The 18,264-nt window shown below is 66.6% G+C and carries 16 protein-coding genes; 4 read left to right on the plus strand and 12 right to left on the minus strand.

All coding sequences use genetic code 11. The annotated features are described in order from the left end of the window. Positions 1–28 precede the first annotated feature (28 nt). The 6 genes from BCV67_RS04665 to BCV67_RS04690 form a co-directional block, all read right to left on the minus strand. A complete protein-coding gene (locus BCV67_RS04665) occupies positions 29–1,954 on the minus strand; it encodes a potassium transporter Kup (protein WP_062166680.1) in 1,926 nt (641 codons plus the stop codon). Positions 1,955–1,989: 35 nt separating this feature from the next. Beyond that, positions 1,990–2,577 carry a Holliday junction branch migration protein RuvA gene (gene ruvA, locus BCV67_RS04670; RefSeq protein WP_057628793.1) on the minus strand — a complete coding sequence of 196 codons (588 nt, stop codon included), beginning with the start codon at positions 2,575–2,577 and terminating at the stop codon, positions 1,990–1,992. A 10-nt stretch (positions 2,578–2,587) separates the two neighbouring features. Next, positions 2,588–3,109, minus strand: coding sequence for a crossover junction endodeoxyribonuclease RuvC (gene ruvC / locus BCV67_RS04675; protein WP_057628792.1), 522 nt, complete (start codon positions 3,107–3,109; stop codon positions 2,588–2,590). A 73-nt stretch (positions 3,110–3,182) separates the two neighbouring features. Then, positions 3,183–3,914 carry a YebC/PmpR family DNA-binding transcriptional regulator gene (locus BCV67_RS04680; RefSeq protein WP_062166681.1) on the minus strand — a complete coding sequence of 244 codons (732 nt, stop codon included), beginning with the start codon at positions 3,912–3,914 and terminating at the stop codon, positions 3,183–3,185. Positions 3,915–3,978: 64 nt separating this feature from the next. After that, positions 3,979–4,629 carry an esterase/lipase family protein gene (locus BCV67_RS04685; protein WP_062171417.1) on the minus strand — a complete coding sequence of 217 codons (651 nt, stop codon included), beginning with the start codon at positions 4,627–4,629 and terminating at the stop codon, positions 3,979–3,981. A 54-nt stretch (positions 4,630–4,683) separates the two neighbouring features. Continuing rightward, the gene (locus BCV67_RS04690; RefSeq protein WP_172837723.1) at positions 4,684–7,659 is read right to left on the minus strand and encodes a TonB-dependent receptor; all 2,976 of its coding nucleotides are present in this window, start codon (positions 7,657–7,659) and stop codon (positions 4,684–4,686) included. 219 nt (positions 7,660–7,878) lie between these two features. Here BCV67_RS04690 and BCV67_RS04695 point away from each other — a divergent pair, with 219 nt between their 5' ends. Genes BCV67_RS04695 through BCV67_RS04705 form a run of 3 tightly spaced genes read left to right on the plus strand, consistent with a single transcriptional unit; the run spans position 7,879 to position 9,428 of the window. Continuing rightward, positions 7,879–8,421 (plus strand): RNA polymerase sigma factor, encoded by a 543-nt coding sequence (locus BCV67_RS04695; protein WP_062166683.1) that lies wholly within the window; start codon positions 7,879–7,881, stop codon positions 8,419–8,421. Further along, complete coding sequence (locus tag BCV67_RS04700) at positions 8,418–8,597, plus strand: FecR/PupR family sigma factor regulator (RefSeq protein ID WP_065868045.1); 180 nt, start codon at positions 8,418–8,420, stop codon at positions 8,595–8,597. The genes BCV67_RS04695 and BCV67_RS04700 overlap by 4 nt, the downstream gene beginning before the upstream one ends. Before the next feature lie 3 nt (positions 8,598–8,600). Next, entirely contained in the window at positions 8,601–9,428 is an 828-nt protein-coding gene (locus tag BCV67_RS04705; RefSeq protein ID WP_065868046.1) for a FecR family protein, read from the plus strand. Between the two features lie 46 nt (positions 9,429–9,474). Here BCV67_RS04705 and BCV67_RS04710 read toward each other — a convergent pair whose 3' ends face one another. From BCV67_RS04710 to aspS, 3 genes are all read right to left on the minus strand, one after another. Next, complete coding sequence (locus BCV67_RS04710; protein WP_065868201.1) at positions 9,475–9,738, minus strand: transposase; 264 nt, start codon at positions 9,736–9,738, stop codon at positions 9,475–9,477. A gap of 310 nt (positions 9,739–10,048) precedes the next feature. Continuing rightward, positions 10,049–10,558 (minus strand): GNAT family N-acetyltransferase, encoded by a 510-nt coding sequence (locus BCV67_RS04715; RefSeq protein ID WP_062166687.1) that lies wholly within the window; start codon positions 10,556–10,558, stop codon positions 10,049–10,051. Positions 10,559–10,691: 133 nt separating this feature from the next. Next, entirely contained in the window at positions 10,692–12,443 is a 1,752-nt protein-coding gene (aspS, locus tag BCV67_RS04720; protein ID WP_062166688.1) for an aspartate--tRNA ligase, read from the minus strand. A 205-nt stretch (positions 12,444–12,648) separates the two neighbouring features. Between aspS and BCV67_RS04725 the strand changes: the two genes are divergently transcribed. Beyond that, positions 12,649–13,563, plus strand: coding sequence for a DUF3011 domain-containing protein (locus tag BCV67_RS04725; RefSeq protein WP_428999510.1), 915 nt, complete (start codon positions 12,649–12,651; stop codon positions 13,561–13,563). 51 nt (positions 13,564–13,614) lie between these two features. On the opposite strand, the gene BCV67_RS04730 is transcribed toward BCV67_RS04725, so the two are convergent. From BCV67_RS04730 to BCV67_RS04740, 3 genes are all read right to left on the minus strand, one after another. Then, on the minus strand, positions 13,615–14,187 hold the full coding sequence (locus BCV67_RS04730; protein ID WP_082746498.1) for a hypothetical protein: 573 nt from the start codon (positions 14,185–14,187) through the stop codon (positions 13,615–13,617). 101 nt (positions 14,188–14,288) lie between these two features. Then, positions 14,289–16,937, minus strand: coding sequence for a serine/threonine-protein kinase (locus BCV67_RS04735; RefSeq protein WP_172837724.1), 2,649 nt, complete (start codon positions 16,935–16,937; stop codon positions 14,289–14,291). A 68-nt stretch (positions 16,938–17,005) separates the two neighbouring features. Beyond that, positions 17,006–18,250, minus strand: a complete 1,245-nt coding sequence (locus BCV67_RS04740) for a cation:proton antiporter (RefSeq protein WP_062166692.1) — start codon at positions 18,248–18,250, stop codon at positions 17,006–17,008. Positions 18,251–18,264: the final 14 nt, after the last annotated feature.

Consider the following 18,264-nt stretch of genomic DNA (forward strand, 5'->3'; position numbering starts at 1 on the left):
AATTATGCGCCAAGCACGGCGCATGGGATCAGATTTCAACCTGCGCACCCAGCTCGACAAGCCGGTTGCCCGGAATCCGGAAGAAACCGGTGGCTGGCGCCGCGTTGCGATGCATGAAGGCGAACAGTTTGTCGCGCCAGATCGGCATGCCACGGTTCGCGCTGGCCACGATGGTCTCGCGGCTGGCGAAGAAAGTGGTGTCCATCGGGTCGAAATAGATGCCGCCGTGGTCGCACGAACGCATCAGCGCCAGCGGGATGTCCGGCGTCTCCATGAAGCCGTAGCGCACATAGACACGGTAGAACTCATCGCCGACCGAATCGATGCGCAGGCGCTGGCCATCGGCCGCATATGGCATCGGCAGGGTTTCCACGTGCAGGAACACGTTGCGCTCGTGCAGCACCTTGTTGTGCTTGAGGTTGTGCATCAGCGCATGCGGGACCACGGTCGGGTCAGCGGTCAGGAACACGGCCGTGCCCGGCACCCGCACCGGCGGTGCCAGCATCAAACCGGGCAAAAACGTGTCCAGGCGGATACCGTCCTTGCGGATCTCGTCACGCAGCAGCTCGCGGCCACGCCGCCAGGTGCGCATCATCGTGAACAGCACCAGCCCAAGCACCAGCGGGAACCAGGCGCCCTGCAGCAGCTTGGCGCCGTTGGCGATCACGAAGCCCAGGTCGATGAACAGGAACACCACGCACAAGGCGACGATCGCGTGGCGCGCACGCGGCCACAGCACCCGCGCCACCAGCGCCAGCAACAGGGTATCGATCAGCATCGTGCCCGATACGGAAATACCGTAGGCCACGGCCAGGTTGCTGGAGCTGCGGAACGCCAGCACCAGCCCGAACACCATCACCGCCAGGCCCCAGTTGATGCCAGGAATATAGATCTGGCCGATGGTGTCGTGCGAGGTATGCAGAATGCGCATGCGCGGGATGTAACCCAGCTGCATGGCCTGGCGCGACACCGAAAACGCGCCGGTGATCACCGACTGGCTGGCGATCACCGCCGCCATCGTTGCCAGCAGGATCATCGGGATCAGCGCCCACTCCGGCACCGCCTCGAAGAACGGATTGGCCACTGCGTCCGGGCGCTGCAGCACCAGCGCGCCCTGGCCCAGGTAGTTCAGCACCAGGCACGGCAGCACGAAGAAGTACCAGGCATGGCGGATCGGCGGCGCACCGAAGTGGCCCATGTCCGCATACAGCGCCTCGCCACCGGTCACCGCCAGCACCACCGCGCCGAGGATGAAGATGCCGTGCCAGCCGTGTTCCATGAAGAACCGCGCTGCCCACATCGGATTGAAGGCCTTGAGCACTTCCGGTGCGGCGATGACGTTCCAGATGCCGATCGCAGCCAGTGACAGGAACCAGATGGTCATCACCGGGCCGAACACCTTGCCCACCTTCTCGGTGCCAAAGCGCTGCGCGGCGAATACCGCAGCCAATACCACCAGGGTGATCGGCACCACGAAGTGGCCCAGGCCCGGCGCAGCCACTTCCAGGCCCTCGACCGCGCCCAGCACCGAGATGGCCGGGGTGATCACGCCGTCGCCGAAGAACAGTGAGGCGCCGAAGATGCCGAGGATGCCCACCACATAGGCCGAGCGCGACCCATTGCGCAGCGTGCGCTGGGCCAGCGCCATCAAGGCCATGATGCCGCCCTCGCCGTCGTTGTCGGCGCGCATGATGATGGTCACGTACTTGAGCGTGACCACCATGTTCAAGGCCCAGAACGCCAGCGACAGCACGCCCAGCACGGTGTCATGGTCGCTGTTGAGCCCGTAATGCGGCGAGAACGCTTCCTTCAAGGTGTACAGCGGGCTGGTGCCGATGTCACCGAACACCACGCCGATGGCACCGACGACCAGCGCCATACCGCCGGCGGCACCGCCGTGACCGTGGCCATGGCCGTGGGTGGAAGATTCAGGAGTGGAAGAAGCGTGGGACATGGCGATCTCAGGTTGGCGTCATGCTGCCGAAAGGGTTAACGCAGCGCCGCTTGCAGCGCTTTACGGATGACCGTGGCGACATCATCGCCCTCGGCACCGGCATCGCGCGCCATCTTGGCGGCCTCCGCCGGCTTATAGCCCAGTTGCTGCAACGCCACTGTCGCCTCGGACACCGCATCGGTGCCCAGCTGGCCGGCAATGGGCGCGCCGCCACCGGTGAAATTGGCCGCGCGGTCACGCAGTTCCACCACCATACGCTCGGCGGTCTTCTTGCCTATACCGGGGATGCGGGTCAGCGCGGTGACATCGCCGGTCTGGATCAGCCGTGCGAACTCATCGACGCTGGCACCGGACAGCACCGCCAGCGCGATCTTGGCGCCGATGCCGGACACCTTCTGCACATCGCGGAACAGCCGCCGCTCGCCCTCGCGCAGGAAGCCATACAGCGAGACGCTGTCCTCCTTCTGCGCGTAATGGGTGAACAGGATCACCTCGCGGCCCACATCGGGCAGGTCGTAGAAGGTGCTCATCGGCGCTTCCAGCTCATAGCCCACGCCATTGACATCGATCACCAGCCACGGGGGTGCCTTGTGGGCGAGGATGCCGCGCAGACGACCGATCATTCGAAAAACCTCATTTGCGACTCCAAGCCTGGCGCACATCCACCCCCAGCCGGTTGGCCGTGGCGCGGACATGTGCATGCGTGATGGCCACCGCCAGTGCATCGGCGGCGTCAGCCTGTAATTTGCCCTGCAGGTTCAACATCAACCCCACCATGTGCTGCACCTGCTGCTTCTCCGCGCCGCCGCGGCCAACCACGGCCAGCTTGATCTCGGTGGCGGCGTATTCGCTGACCGGCAGGTCGCGCATCACCACCGCACACACCGCCGCGCCACGTGCCTGCCCCAGCTTCAGGGCCGAATCGGCATTCTTGGCCATGAACACCCGTTCGATCGCCACTTCCTGCGGCTGGAATTCCTCGATCAGGGCGTGCAGGCCATGCGCCAGCAAGCGCAACCGCTGCGGGAAGTCGGCCGCCCCCAGCAACACCAGCGGCGCGTGATGGACGTGACGGGCACGTCCGTTGGCGTCGATGTCGATGATGCCGACGCCAGTGCGCTGTGAGCCGGGGTCTATGCCAAGGATGCGGGTCATGAAGTCTCCAGCAGTAAAAAACGGCGCCCAGCATGGCCGGACGCCGTCTCACCCGGTGGGACCGGGCGGGTCGTCAGACCCGCTCCAGGCCTGCCTGGTCGACGTTGGAATACACGTCCTGCACGTCGTCCAGGTCCTCGAGCATGTCCAGCAGCTTCTTTACCTGCACCGCGGTGTCGGCATCGACGGCAACGTCATTGTCGGCACGGAAGGTGATTTCGCTGTGATCCGGCACCAGCTTGGCCGCCGCCATCGCATCCTTCACCGACTGGAAGGCATCCGGGGCGGTGATGACGTCGATGGAACCATCTTCCGGATAGACCACGATGTCGTCGGCACCGGCCTCGATCGCCGCCTCGGTGATGGCTTCCTCATCCGCGCCGGGGGCAAAGCTCAGCACGCCGAGGCGCTTGAACATGAACGACACCGAGCCTTCGGTGCCCATGTTGCCGCCGCACTTGCTGAAGGCATGGCGCACATCGGCCACGGTACGCACGCGGTTGTCGGTCAGGCAGTCGACGATCACGGCAATGCCGCCCGGGGCGTAGCCCTCGTAGCGCACTTCCTCGTATTCGACGCCTTCCAGCTCACCGGTGGCCTTCTTGATCGCGCGCTCGATGACATCCTTGGTCATGTTCGCGCTCAGGCCCTTGTCCATCGCCACGCGCAGACGCGGGTTGTTGTTTGGGTCGCCTCCACCACCGCGGGCAGCAACGCTGATCTCCCGGATGATCTTCGTGAAAATCTTGCCGCGCTTCGCGTCATTCGCGTTTTTGCGACCTTCGATGGAAGGACCTCGACCCATGGGAATACCGTACATCTGTCAGGAACAGGACGGTAATTCTACCTGATCCCCCGCCACCGCCCCGTCATTGCCCGCTGACGGCCGCAACCTGTGGAAAGCGGCCCTGGCGCAGGAAGCCGGCGGTCAGCGTGGCCACCTCCGGCGACAGCACCAGCCCACTATGGCTGACCGGCACCACGCAATGGTCGGCCAGCCCCGGCAGGCGGGTTTCGGCCAGGCCCACGGTGCCATCGGATTCGCCGTCCAGCGCGCCCATCATCGCCCCCAGGCCATGCGCCACGGAACCGGCGATCAGCCCTACTTCGGCCTGGCCCTGCCAGTCCGGCAGGCCGTGCAGCAGCAGCTCGCCACTGCGACCCAGCGCCGCCGACCAGCCGTGCTCGGCCATGGAGCGGGCGGTGCCACTGCCACACAGCGGCGAACCCAGGCAGACCACGCGCGGCACCTGCAGCGCCGGCGAATGGCGCAGCGCCTCCAGGGCCACCAGCCCGCCCAGGCTGTGCCCGACCAGCGACACCGGCCCCAGCTGCTGCAACCGTTGCACCAGCTGCGGCACGGCCACCTCCGGGCCACCGAACACGCTGGCATAGCCGAACGTGTCCACCACGAAACCCTGGGTACGCAGCCGCCACGCCAGCGGCAACAACCACGAACGGGTATTCCAGATGCCGTGCAGGATCAGCACACGGGGACGCGGGGAGTTCTGCTGGGGCATGCGCGCAGTTTCCGTCATCGGCCCGGCCCACCACAACGGGCCGGCGCCGCGTCTTCAGTCGAAGTTGTAATCCAGCTGCAGCGCCACCTGCCGCCCCACCGCGCTGTAGATATCGTCATGGAAGTACGGGAACTCGGTATTGCTGCTGTCGCGTGGCGGCGGCGTGTTGAACATATTGGTGATGAACAAGGTCACCGCCGCCTGCTCGCTGATGCGCCGGCCGATATTCGCATTCCACAGCCACAGCGGCGGCAGCCGCCCCTTGCCGTCTACCCGCGGCAGGCTGCCATAGCGGATGCCAAACAGGTTGGCCGACCAGCCGCTCTCGCCCTGCCACCCCAGACTACTGCTGAAGTTGCTGCGGAAAGCCCGGTTTTCGCCGGATTGCCACGGCACCGGCCGCCACTGCGGATACAGCGTGTCCGGTGCGCGCACACGCCGGCTGGCATGCAGCAGGCGTGACCATGCGGTGTGCGCGGCGAACTGACCGATGGCGGTATGCATGCGCGCATCCAGCACCGCATCGATGCCGCGCACGCGTTCATCGGACTGGTTGGCCGCCATCGATTCGACCATGACCACCCGGCCGGTGCGCTGTTCTCCGCTGCGCACCACGCGTGCACGCGCCTTGCGGCATTCCCATGCGCGCAGGTCGGCCGCCGTGGGCGTACCGTCCAGCTTCAGCCCGGTGGTACATTCGGCCTCGTCGCGCAGCAGCAGGCCTGGCGCGATGCGACCAATGCCCCGGTTGCTGCGCACATCCCAGTAGTCCAGGCTCATCGACAGCGCTTCGGCCGCGTCCCAGACCACACCCAGCGTGCTGGACACCCCGGATTCGGCCTTCAGCTCGGGGTTTCGCATGGTCCGGGTCAGGAAATGGGAGGCATACGCACCGCACTCGGGGTTTGCCCCGGCCTGCATGCAGCGCAGTACATCCACCGCCGTGCCAAAGCTGCCGCCACCGTCGGTATGCGCCCAGTGCATGTCCGGGACCTTGAAGCTGGTGGCGTGGCTGGCGCGCAGCAGCAGCCCGGCCGTCGGCCGCCACTCCAGGCCAGTGCTCCAAGTGGGTGCAACACCGCGGGATGCACGGTCGTCGTAATGGTCCAGACGGGCAGCAACACTGGCCTTGAGCGCAGCCGCCAACGGGATGCGCGCCTCACCACCAAACGCATACCGGTTGCGGACGCCTGCGCCGACGCTGCCTGCCAGATCGTAAAGCTCCAGCTGCAAGGGCAACACCGATGGCCGGTTGCGCAGCGCATAGCGCTGTCTACCGGCCTCCAGCACCAGCGCCACACCCAATTTCCCGCCGGGCAATTCGGCAACGTCACCGGTCAGCACGTAACTGGCGGTATCCACCTGGCTGCGTGCGCGGTAATGCACGTCGGTGGACAGTGCCCGGAATTCCTGCGGCGTGATCGGGCGGTACCAGTGGTCCAGGTTGAGCGGCTGGATGGGCACGCCGTCGGCAGTGAAGCCCTGCGCCGGGCCGAAGAAGAATGCATTGACCTGTGCCCCCAGCAAGCGGCGCAAATCGCGCTGCACCTGGTAGTCCGAATGGCCGGCGATAAAACTCCATTCCATTGCCTGGCCGAAATTCCCGCGCACGCCCACCGCCAGATCGGCCATCCGTTCGGCATAACGGTCATTCATTGCCGCCAGGCCGCCCATCTCCTGCGGGGTCAGCAAGCGCAGTGGCGACACCCGTCCCAGAAGCGGGTCCTGGACCTCGTTGACCCTGCCGGTGCGGGCATTGTGCGGCCCGGTGATGGTCTCCGGCACGGCCGCCGTTTCACTACGCGCGTGCCACAGCTGCACCGCCGCCCACATCTGCATGCCGGCGGGCAGGTCGCGTTCTGCGCGCAGGCGCGCGGAGACCTCCCGCACCCCGTCGCTGAGTGAGGCATAGCCGGGCGTGCTCCAGCTGCCGCAGCCCGGGCCCTGCGGCTGGCCGCTGGCCGCAGCGTAGTTCCAGTCAACGAAGGCCGGGGCCCAACGCTCGCACACGCCGGCCGGCAGCGGCAGCAGCGCGCCACCCGGCGCCTGCATGCCCAAGCCGAGCGCGGGCTGTGCCCGGGCAGTGGGTTGCGCCGGCAACTGGATGCCGCGCTGGTAGCCGCGCAGCAGTTCGCTCTGCGCATACTGCAGCACGTAGTCCGCGCGCCAATCCTGGCCGCTGAAACCGCCCGACCATTGCAGATCAAACCGGTCGGCGCCGCCTTCGGTGCTGGTGCCGGTGCGCAGCTTCACCTGCTGACCGTCGGCTGGCTGCTTGAGCACGATGTTGATCACGCCGGCGATCGCATCGGCGCCGTACACCGCCGATGCCCCGCCGGTCATTATTTCCACCCTGTCCACACCGGCCAGCGGAATGCTGCCCAGGCTCTGGAAATTGCTGCGGCCATTGGAAGGGAACGGATAGTCCGGCACACGCCGGCCATCGACCAGGATCAAGGCGCGTCCTGCGCCCAGGCCGCGCAGGTTCACCGGCTGGGCGTTGGCGGAAAAGCGACCGCCGCCGCTCTGCGACTCGGCGCCGTACACACTCTGGCCATTGACGGCCAACACCTCGGCCAGCGAGAACCTACCGTCACGTTCCATCTGCTCGGCAGTAATGACCGTCAGCGGTGCAGCACCTTCGAATTCACTACGGCGGATGCGCGAACCGGTGACCTGCAGCGGGGTCAACGAGGTGGCTACCTGCGCCAGCAGCGGCGGCGGCGCCTGGCTGGTGGCGGCAGGGGCCGGCGCCGGGCGCGGCGCGGCGACGATGGTAACCACGCCACTGTCGGTCAGCCGGTAACTCAGCCCGCTGCCGGCAAGCAGCCGCTGCAAGGCCTGGGCGGTGCTGTAACGCCCGTCCAAGGCCGGCGCGGTCTTGTCGCGCAGCATCTGCGGGGCCATCAGGATCTGCACGCCCGATAGCGACGCCAGCTCGGCCAGTGCCTGTTCCAGTGGCTGCTGCGGCATCCTGTAGGCCTGCAGCGGCGCCGGCGTCTGTGCCCATGCCGGGACGCAGAACAACAACAGGCACAGCAGCGCCAGGGGCAGTCCGTCGCACCTGCTGTACCTCGATCTTCCCAGGCCCTGCGCAGCGGCGATCATCCCTCTCCCAGTAGCAAACCGGCTGGCATGGCACTGCCAGGCCCTGTGTACAGACGCAGCAACAGCGAAACACCTCATCTGGCAGAATCGCTGGCACTAGCCCAAGCTGCGCGTGCCGATTCAGACTGTCAACGCCCGCCAATGACCGCTGCCCTGCCGCCCGTCCAGCCGCCTCCCGATACCGTCCGGGACACGGGCACCATGGCCCAGCAGTACCGCCCACGCTTGATGCGTTACTTCAGGAATCATCTGGGCTCGGTTGAAGACGCGGAAGATCTCACCCAGGAAACCCTGGTGCGGATGATGCGGGATCCCCAGGCCGACAGGGTCAACAATGTCGAAGCCTATCTGATGACTATCGCTGGCAACCTGCTGCGCGACCGCTACCGGCGCGACCGTACCCGTCACACAGGCCAGCATGTGCCCCTGGACGAGACAACCGAGGACTGGCCCACCGAAACGGTGAGTGGCGAGCGCGTCTACCAGGACCGCGAACGCCTGCGGAACTTCCTCAAGGTATTGGATGATCTGCCGCCGCGTTGCCAGCAGGTGTTCCTGCTGCACCGCTATGAAGGCCTGACCTATCGCGCAATTGCCAGCCAGCTTGGCATCAGCGTCAGCGCCGTCGAAAAACAAATGATGCGTGCCCTGCTCCACTTCGGCACGCGGCTGGAGCAACCATGAAACCGAACCCATTGCGTGTTGTTGAAGACGCCGATCCGGTCCGCACCGAAGCGGCTGCCAGGTTCGCGCGCCTGCATGGCGACGAGCTGAGCGAGGCCGACCTGGCAGCGCATGAGGCTTGGCTGGCAGCGGATCCGTCGCACCGGCTGGCTTTTGAACGGGTCGAACGCACCTAGCTGATGCTCAGCGATTTTGCCGCAGCGCCGGAAATCAGCCAGCGGCTTGCGGCAATTCCGGCAGCCGCGCCACCGGCCAATGCCACGCGCCAACACAGGCCACGCCGGCTGCGCTGGCTGGCAGCGTGCGCGGCAGCAATGACCGCCGTGGTCATCGGCTGGCGGCTGCTTGTGCCTGCACCGCCAGCGGAGCAGAACTACGCCAGTGCGGTCGGCGAACAACGCAGCATCACCTTGGAGGACGGCACCCAGCTGGAGCTGGACACCGGCACCCGCGTACGGGTGCGCTACAGCAGCCAGCAGCGCCGCATCACCCTTGAGCAGGGCCGCGCCTTCTTCAAGGTGGCACGCGACAGCGCGCGTCCACTGACCGTGGAGACCGCGCAGGGCAGCGTGCGCGCCGTCGGCACCCAGTTCGAGGTCTACCGCCGCGCCGACGCGCTCGATGTCACCCTGTTCGAAGGCAAGGTACAGCTGCGCCCGGCCGCGGCCGATGACAACAGCGCCGCGCTGGCCACTCTGCTTCCGGGCCAGCGCGCGCATATGGCGGCTGGGCAGCGGCTGCAGCTGCAGTCGTTCCAGGGCGGCACGGCGCCGGCATGGCTGCAGGGCCAACTGGTATTCACCGACCTGCCGTTGCGCGCGGCGGTGGAGGAATTCAACCGCTATGGCGGCACGCCGCTGCGGGTGAGTGACGCGGCGCTGGGCGACCTGCGCGTCTCCGGGGTTTTCCGCAGCAATGACAGCACCGGCTTCATTGAAGCGTTGGGAGCGCTGCATGGCATCTCGGCGCATGCCAACGCCGCCGGCGAAACCGAACTGCGCCGCTGAGGCGGGTTGCATCAGCCTGCACCTGTCCGTTGCCACCCGCGGCGACTCAGAACGCCTGACGCAATGCCTGTTTGATCCGCTCACGCTCCTGCAGCTGTGCCGCCAACAGCGCCCTGAGCCGCCGGTTTTCATCCTCCAGCCGGTGCAGCCTGCGTAACCGCGGGGATCGTATGGCACCGCAGGTACGCTGCAGCAAGGCCTGCGCGGCGGCATTGAAACCATGCTGCCTGCACAGCGCGCGCAGGCTTACCGCGGCATCCACTTCACGCAGGAATTCGATTACCTGTCCCTGGTCAAAACGTTTTTTCATGCGTACTTCCTTGCCGGCGGCCGCGTTCATCAACCGCCTGGCCGTCCGCTGCACTCACTGGAAAATCCGCACCTGCAGCGCATCGATATAGCCGCGTTGCCAGGTCCGCCCTGCAGGAATCCGGCTTGCGTGCACCATCGCACCGCGGCTCCTTTCCAGATCTAGACGCGGCAGGCAGCGCGGACCCTCAGCGACGCAGCGCACACTTTGGCATATGCGCGCACAACCTGGCGTCGCCCCGCTGCGGCGCGGGGGCGGCGTGTCAGCAGGAAACCATCACACCGGCGGGCACCGGGACGGCGCAACGCACTCAATCAGCCGCGCGACGCAGGATGAACTCCTTGTCGCGGGTATTTCCAACCGGAAATTCGTACTCGCCGGCCTTGTCGAAACCATGGCGGGCATAGAAGCGCTGCGCGCCGAAGTTCTCCGACCACACGCCGATCCACAACGTGCGCCCCGGCGACTGCAGCCAGTGCAGTGCCGCGTCGAACAGCTGGCTGCCACGGCCGCCGCCTTGATGCGCGCGCAACACATACAGGCGCTTCAATTCACCATCGGCTGCGGTCGCCTCCGGATGCGGCAGCCCGCAGGGGCCGGCAAAGGCAAACCCCATCGCCTCGCCCTGCACTTCCAACAGCCACGCCGCATAGTCACCGGACTGCAGCTGCTGCCGCTGCAACGCCACTGGATACGCCGTGGCCAGGTAGCCGGCCAGGTCTTCAGGCGGATACAGATGGCCGAACGTCTCCACGAAGGTACGTTCGGCCAGCGCGCACAGCAGCGCGGCGTCGTCAGCGGTGGCGCGGCGGATAGTCATAAGGCCAGGAACCAGAGTTGAGGAACCAGCAACGTAGCGGCGAGCCGGACGCCGGAACACTGTTCCGGACTGAAAAACCAGGAACCAAAAGAAGGCCTCACGCCCTCTCTGGTTCCTGGTTCCTATCCACTGGTTACTGGCTCTTGGGCCGAACCTGCACGTGGAGTTCTGCCAGCTGCGCATCGGCGATCGGCGACGGGGCGTCGGTCATCAGGCACTGCGCGCCGGTGGTCTTCGGGAACGGGATCACGTCACGGATGGACTCGGTGCCGGCCATCAGCGCGGCGATGCGGTCGATACCGAAGGCGATGCCGCCGTGCGGCGGGGCGCCGAAGTTCAGCGCATCCAGCAGGAAGCCGAACTTGGCGCGGGCTTCTTCGGCACCGATGCCGAGCAGCTCGAACACCGCGCTCTGCATTTCCGGGCGGTGGATACGGATGGAACCGCCACCGATCTCGTTGCCGTTGAGCACCATGTCGTAACCACGCGATACCGCGGTCTTGGCGTGCGCGCGCAGCTCGGCCACGTCATCCACCGCCGGCGCGGTGAAGGGATGATGCAGGGCGACGTAGCGCTGCTCTTCCTCGTCCCACTCGAACATCGGGAAGTCGGTGACCCACAGCGGCGCCCAGGTATCGGCAACCAGGCCGAAGTCCTTGCCGGCCTTCAGGCGCAGCGCGCCCATGAAGTCGGAAACCTTGTTGTAGCCGCCGGCACCGAAGAACACGATGTCGCCATTGCCGGCACCAACGTGCTTGAGCAGCGCGGCGAAGGCATCTTCGGCGAAGAACTTCTGGATCGGCGAGCTGACCTCGCCGTTCTCGGCGATCTTGATGTAAGCCAGACCCTTGGCGCCGTACTTGGCGGCATGGGCGGCGTATTCGTCGATCTGCTTGCGGCTGAGGGTGGCGCCGCCGGGGATGCGCAGCGCGGCCACGCGGCCATCGGCATCATTGGCAGCGGCCGTGAACACCGGGAACTCGCTGGCCTTGACCAGCTCGGCCACGTCCACCAGCTCCAGCGCGATGCGCAGGTCCGGCTTGTCCGAACCAAAACGACGCATCGCTTCGGCCCAGGTCATGCGCGGGAACTCGGTCGCCAACTGCACGTCCACCACTTCCTTGAAAATGGCGCGGATCATGTTTTCGACGAAATCCTGGATGTCGCGCTCGCGGACGAAGGCGAATTCCATGTCCAGCTGGGTGAACTCCAGCTGGCGGTCGGCGCGCAGGGCTTCATCGCGGAAGCAGCGGGCCACCTGGTAGTAACGGTCGAAGCCGGCCACCATCAGGATCTGCTTGAACAGCTGCGGGCTCTGCGGCAGGGCGTAGAACTCGCCCGGGTGCATGCGCGCCGGCACCAGGAAGTCGCGGGCGCCTTCCGGGGTGGCCTTGGTCAGGATCGGGGTTTCGATGTCCTGGAAGCCACGCTCGTCCAGATGGCGGCGCAGCGCCTGCACCAGCTTGATGCGGGTGCGCTGCATGCGCTGCATTTCCGGGCGACGCAGGTCCAGGTAACGGTACTTCAGGCGGGTTTCTTCGCCCGGGTTCTCGTGCGCATGGAACGGCAGCGGCGCGGCCTTGTTGAGGATGGTGATGCGGGTGGCGATCACTTCCACCTTGCCGCTGCGGATCTTGTCGTTCACCGCATGACGCGCGCGCACCACGCCCTCGACCTGCAGCACGTCCTCGTAACCGAGGCTGGCGGCGACGGCGAACACCTCCGCGTTGTCCGGCTCGACCGTGACCTGGACGATGCCTTCGTGATCACGCAGATCGATGAAACAGACGCCGCCGAGGTTGCGGGCAACGTCGGTCCAGCCGGCGAGGGTCACGGATTGGCCGATCAGGGTCTCGTCGACCAGGCCGCAGAAATGGGTACGCATGGAAAGCTCCGCAGGGGCCCGGCACGAAACGGTGCCGGGTAGCCCCGTATTTTGGCGCTCAGCGGGGGTTGGAGCAAATCTGCCGCTCAGTCACGCCGCCTTAAGTGAGATTCGCCCTATAGTTCGGCCACCAAACCTGAACAGGGAAGCCGCCATGAACCACTCTCTCCTGCTCGCCGGCCTGGCAGCCTTGCTGGGTCTGGCCATGACCCCTGCCCCCGCCGCCGCCCAAGCCGGCTACCCGGGCAGCCAGAACGGCACCATCCGCTGTGACAGCAACAGCAACCGCCAGCAGGTCTGCAATACCGGCTGGCGCAGCGCCGTGCTGGTGCGCCAGGTCTCCGATACGCGCTGTACCGAAGGCCGCAACTGGGGCAGCAACAACGGCAGCGTCTGGGTCAGCGGCGGCTGCCGCGCCGAGTTCGCCGAAGCCCGCGGCAACTGGGGTGGCAACGGCCATGGCGGCTGGAATGGCAATGGCAATGGCAACCGCACCATCCGCTGTGACAGCAACGGCAACCGCCAGCAGGTCTGCAACACCGGCTGGCGCAGTGCCGTACTGGTACGCCAGGTGTCCGATACGCGCTGCACCGAAGGCCGCAACTGGGGCAGCAACAACGGCAGCGTCTGGGTCAGCGGCGGCTGCCGCGCCGAGTTTGCCGAAGGCCGTGGCGGCTGGGGCGGCGGGCCGGGTAATGGCAACGGCAACGGCAACGGCACCATCCGCTGTGACAGCAACAGCAACCGCCAGGTGGTCTGCAACACCGGCTGGCGCAGTGCGGTGCTGGTGCGCCAGATCTCCGATACGCGCTGCGTGGAAGGCCGCAACTGGGGCAGCGGCAACGGTACGGTCTGGGTCAACGGCGGTTGCCGTGGCGAGTTCGGCGAAGGCCGCGGTGGCGGCAGCGGCTGGAACAACGGCGGCAACAACAACTACCTGGTCGAATGCGCCAGCAGCAGCAACCGGCCCAACACCTGCGCCTGGGATCGCCGTCAGGGCCGCCCGGTGATCACCCAGCAGCTGTCCGATACGCGCTGCGTGGAAGGCCGCAACTGGGGTTACAACGGCAACAGCATCTGGGTAAACGGTGGCTGCCGCGCGCGTTTCAGCGGCCGCTGAGCTGCCGACTCAAGCAGACCAGAGGGCGCCGGCAACGGCGCCCTCCATCTTTCAGGCTTCACTGCCCCACGGTGCCGGCGGCAGTTGCACCGGGGTGCTCAGGTCGAACTCCACCTGGAACAAGCGCCCGTCCGGCCGCGCCAGTTCATAGACAAAACGCTGGCCGGGAACCAGCTCCATCGCCCAGGTATTGCGCAGCGAGGCAGTCATGCCCTGCGCGCTGAACATCGCCACGGAGGCCGCATCGACCGGAAACTCCTGCCGCCCGGCGCTGCCGGCCTGCGCGGTGTCACCGCCATACATCGTCACCGCATCCGGGCTGCCGTCGGCATGGCGGTGGTCGTGCTTCAAGCGCAGGCCGGTGTCGGTACGGCTGATCACCCAGGTCCGCGAATGGTCATCGCCGACATGGAAAGGCACCCGCAGTTCCTGTTGCGGGCTGTCGCAGCCACGCACATGCATCACCAGGGTTTTGCCGTCGAACGGGTCCGGCGCACTGGACTGCGGCTGGTTGGCGATGATGCGCCCGGCGAAGGCCTGGCCGCAGTACTGCGCCAGCCCGGCGAGAAATTGATCGGCAGGCTCGTTGGCCGGCGTGGGCGCCGCAGCGGTGCCGGCAGCCATCACCGGAGCAACTGAAGCGACGCCTCCGGCCAAGGCCAGGACGCAGAGAAACGCAGAGGAAGGTGGGATTTTCATGCCCCGATCCTCGCCTACCCGTCAGCTCAAGGCAACGCGCCGCTTGTCTGTGCATTGTTTTCTGCCGCCTGCAGGGCGCCGCGCCATTGCACGGTCACTGCCGATTGCGTGCCAAACAACGGCTCCGCCGCCGCAACCGCGCGCTGCCACTGCTGCACCGCTGCGCTGCGATTGCCGTGCGCTTCGGCCAGGCGTGCACGCAGCACCTGTTGCTGCACCTTGGCGTAGGGGCTGTGTTCTAGCAGCGGCTCCAGTGCAGCCAACGCCTGCTCGGCTTCGACCAGCCGCCGTTTGCCCAGCAACCATTCGGCCCAGCCCTGCTGCAGGCGTATGCCGTTGGCACTGCTGGCAGGGATTCGCGGCAACCACAACGCATGCGCCCGCTGCACCAGGGCATCGCCTGCGTCCTTGCCTTGGGCAGCCAGCAGCAGGCCCAGCTGCAGTTCCAGATCCAGGCTGTCCGGGTGGTCCCTGCCAATGGCCGCGGCGCGTATTGCCAGCGCCTGCCGATAACCGGTTTCGGCAGCGGCCAGATCGCCCTGCACCTGCGCCAGCTGCGCGGCGGTTTCGGTGACCACCGAATAGTTGTAGCTGTCCTTGCCCAGCACTTCCGCCGACAGGCGCAGCGCAGTTTCAACATACGGCCGCGCGCGGGCGTAGTCGCCCTTGCGTATCAGCGCCAGCGCCAGCCGGTTGTTCTCGCTGACCACGTAGATGCTGCGTGGCCCGAAGATCTTCGGCGCACGTGCCAGGTTTGCCTCGAACGCGGCGATGGCCTGGTCCAGATCACCGCGGTCCATCAGCATCAACGTGCGCTCGGTGTTGCTGGTCCAGTAGTCGTAGGACATCTCGCCCAGGGTGCGCAGGAACATCGGCGTGGATTGATCGAACGCTGCCGCCGAGGCGACCAGATCGCCTTTGCGCCGGTACATCATGCCGAGGTTGTCCAGGGTTACCCCGATGTACTGCTCGCGCTTGCCGGCCTGGTGGCGCTGCAGCGCATTCTTGAACGCCGCTTCGGCATCGTCGTAGCGCTGCTCCGACAGCAAGGCCAGGCCCAGCGAATTGTAGGACTGGGCGACGCGGAAGCTGTCCGCTGGCTGCTTGCCCAGCAACGCCAGCGCGCGCCGCGCCATGGCAACGCCTGCCACGCCGTTGCGGTTGTTGGCATAACTGCCTGCGAGCAGGTTGAACAGCCGCGCGGCTTCGTCCAGGTTGTTGGCGCCACCTGCCGCCGCCAGCGCTTCGGCCGCCTGCAGCATCATCGGGTTGGCGCGACGCAGATCGCCGGTATTGCGATAAGCCAGGCCAATCACGCCCTTCAGACGCGCCTGCACGTCCGCCGAGGCGTCCAGGTCCTCGTCTATCCGCGCGGCAGCACGGTCCAGCACCTCGCGGGCACTGATGTCCTCGCCACCGCGCACGCCTTTCTCGCGCGGGTCGGCTGCCTGGAACATTTCCACCAGAAAGCCACTGACCTGCGCGGCGATTTTCGCTTCGCGCTCGGCGGCGGCACGCTCGGCAGCCAGCCGCCACACAAACCAGGCCGCCAGCAGCAAGACCAGCAGCAGCAATCCGGCGCCCTTCCAGTTGCGCCGCAACCAACGCCCCGCGCGGTAGCCGCGTCCGCCGTTGCGCGCCTGCACCGGACGATGCTGCAAGTAACGCTGCACATCAGCTGCCAGCGCTTCCACCGACGGATAACGCTGCTCCGGCGGCAAGGCACCGGCGCGCACCACGATGGCGTCCAGATCCCCGTGCAGCGCCCGCATCCAACGGCAATCGGCCTGCGCCGTGCCACTGGGCGCGGCCACCGCCACGCCGCCCGCGTCCGCACCGCGCCGGCCGCCCTTGCCGGCCAGCAGCTCGCTCAATACCGCGGCCAGACTGAAAACGTCACTGCTCACACCTGCCGGTTGCCCCGATTGCAGCTCCGGTGCGGCATAGGCCGGGGTGAAGAACTGCGCCTGCGATTCGCTGGACGCGTCACCCAGCAAGCGCGATACGCCGAAGTCCAGCAGCACCGGTTCGCCACCCTCACGGACCAGGATGTTGGAGGGCTTCAGGTCACAATGCAGCACCAGCCGCGCATGTGCAGCCTGCACCGCGCTGCATACCTGCAGGAACAGCTGCAGGCGCTGGCGAAGATCCAGCTGCCGGCGTGCGCAGTACACATCCAGCGGCTCGCCGCGCACGTATTCCATCACCAGGTAGGGGTGCCCTGCCGGCGTGGTGCCCCCGTCGTACAGGCGCGCGATGTTGGGGTGCTGAAGGCCGGCCAGGATGCGCCGCTCGGCGGCCAGGCGCTCGGCAACGCGCGCGCTGGGCATGCCCTGCAGGAACTTGATGGCTACCTCCTGCGCATACAGGCCGTCGGCGCGCTCGGCACGGAACACGATGCCCATGCCGCCACTGGCCAGCCGTTCGCACAGGCGCCATGGGCCGATGCGATCGCCTTCGCCCAGTTCCGACGGGACTGCGGCGGCAAACAGCTGCGCCATGGGTTCGCGCGCCCGGCCAAGGTCGCAGGTCTGCGCCTGCAGCAGTTCCAGGGTTTCGGCAATGATTGTCGAATCGGCGCTCAGGCGCGCGAGCTCGATGGGCCATTGCGACGGCTCCATCTCACATACCGCGTCGAACAGCGCGCGCACCTGCTGCCAGTTTTCTCTATCCACCTGCATCCCCTTTGCCGCGCACCCACTTGTCAACAAGGCCGTGCCGGTTCGGGGATGATAAGCGCCGCTCAGCGCGGCGGTACGTAAGAGCCTGACACGGAGGATGACGCCGGCGCTGGAGCCTCGGCGGCATCTTCATCTCTTACGACCGCAGGATCGGTGGGCGGCGTCGTTTCGTTGCTCAGCGGGTCAACGTCCAGCGGCCGGCGGAACACCAGCGACGGCAGCAGCGTGGTCAAGGCCGCATACAGCAACAGTGCGCCGAACAGCACCGGCGAGATCGCAAAGCGTTCGCGCATGATCGCCGCCAGCACCAGGGTGAAGATCAAGGTCGGCGACAGCGCCAAGGCCACCCGCAGGCTGGTGCGGAAGCTCTCGCCGAACAGCAGGCGGCGTTGCAGCCAGATCACCGCGATGCGCAGCGGCAGCACTACCAGGGTGATCAACAGGCCCAAGCCCAGCGCTTCAAAACTCAAGGCTTCGGCCGGCACCTTGGTGCCTGCGTTGAAGAAGTAGAACGGCACGAAGAACGAGGCGAACAGACGCAGCGCATGCAGGTTTTCATGCGAGGCCAGCAAGGGCATGCGCTGCTGCAGCAAGCGTGCCACCAGGCCGGCAATGAACGCGCCGACCAGGTAATAGACCCCCAGCGCATAGGTGATATAGGCGGCCAGCATGCCCACCATCACCAGCAACGAGAACTCCGAGCCGGGCGCGTGCGGTGCCACCCAGCGGCCCAGTCCAATGAACAACAGCGGCAGGCCCACCATCATCGCCACCAGCGTCAGGCTCGACAGCGCCATGTGCACCGGGTCGCCGGCCTGCAACACCACGAACAGCGCCGCCAGTGCCAACAGCTCGCCGGCAATGGCCTTGCTGCTTACCCAGAAGCGCTCGGCATCATCGAGCCCGAGCTGGGACAGCGAATCCATGATGAAACCGGTGGACGGCGTCAGCAGTGCCAAGGCCAGCAAGGCCGCTGCCTGCCACGGCATGCCGGTGTAGTGCCAGGCCAACCAGGCCACACCGGTGAGGGTAGCGCTGCGGATCAGCAGGTGGGTCAGCAACGGCCACATGCCCTTGCGCAGGTCGGCCATGTCCACTTCCAGGCCGGCAAACAGGAACAGCGAGGAAATGCCCAAGGTGGCGAGCAGGTTGACCACCGGGTCGTGCGAGCCATCGCCCAGCCACAGCATCGCGCCGATGCCGAACACCAGGCAGGTCAGTGGCGCGGGAATGCTGAAGCGCTGCAGCGCGCGCGGGATCACCAGCAACGCGAAAATCAACAGCAGATAGATCACTTCCCTGGTCATGGCGCGGGTGCCCT

Origin of the sequence: Stenotrophomonas nitritireducens (assembly GCF_001700965.1) — a bacterium.
In the GTDB taxonomy this organism is placed as follows: domain Bacteria; phylum Pseudomonadota; class Gammaproteobacteria; order Xanthomonadales; family Xanthomonadaceae; genus Stenotrophomonas; species Stenotrophomonas nitritireducens_A.

Excerpts from the sequence above, each read along its gene's own strand:
- ruvC (WP_057628792.1), bottom strand. The coding sequence starts at position 3,109 with ATGACCCGCATCCTTGGCATAGACCCCGGCTCACAGCGCACTGGCGTC.
- BCV67_RS04700 (WP_065868045.1), top strand. The coding sequence starts at position 8,418 with ATGAAACCGAACCCATTGCGTGTTGTTGAAGACGCCGATCCGGTCCGC.
- BCV67_RS04740 (WP_062166692.1), bottom strand. The coding sequence starts at position 18,250 with ATGACCAGGGAAGTGATCTATCTGCTGTTGATTTTCGCGTTGCTGGTG.
- BCV67_RS04695 (WP_062166683.1), top strand. The coding sequence starts at position 7,879 with ATGACCGCTGCCCTGCCGCCCGTCCAGCCGCCTCCCGATACCGTCCGG.
- BCV67_RS04730 (WP_082746498.1), bottom strand. The coding sequence starts at position 14,187 with ATGGCTGCCGGCACCGCTGCGGCGCCCACGCCGGCCAACGAGCCTGCC.
- BCV67_RS04725 (WP_428999510.1), top strand. The coding sequence starts at position 12,649 with ATGACCCCTGCCCCCGCCGCCGCCCAAGCCGGCTACCCGGGCAGCCAG.
- ruvA (WP_057628793.1), bottom strand. The coding sequence starts at position 2,577 with ATGATCGGTCGTCTGCGCGGCATCCTCGCCCACAAGGCACCCCCGTGG.
- BCV67_RS04705 (WP_065868046.1), top strand. The coding sequence starts at position 8,601 with ATGCTCAGCGATTTTGCCGCAGCGCCGGAAATCAGCCAGCGGCTTGCG.
- BCV67_RS04715 (WP_062166687.1), bottom strand. The coding sequence starts at position 10,558 with ATGACTATCCGCCGCGCCACCGCTGACGACGCCGCGCTGCTGTGCGCG.
- BCV67_RS04685 (WP_062171417.1), bottom strand. The coding sequence starts at position 4,629 with ATGCCCCAGCAGAACTCCCCGCGTCCCCGTGTGCTGATCCTGCACGGC.
- aspS (WP_062166688.1), bottom strand. The coding sequence starts at position 12,443 with ATGCGTACCCATTTCTGCGGCCTGGTCGACGAGACCCTGATCGGCCAA.
- BCV67_RS04665 (WP_062166680.1), bottom strand. The coding sequence starts at position 1,954 with ATGTCCCACGCTTCTTCCACTCCTGAATCTTCCACCCACGGCCATGGC.
- BCV67_RS04710 (WP_065868201.1), bottom strand. The coding sequence starts at position 9,738 with ATGAAAAAACGTTTTGACCAGGGACAGGTAATCGAATTCCTGCGTGAA.
- BCV67_RS04680 (WP_062166681.1), bottom strand. The coding sequence starts at position 3,914 with ATGGGTCGAGGTCCTTCCATCGAAGGTCGCAAAAACGCGAATGACGCG.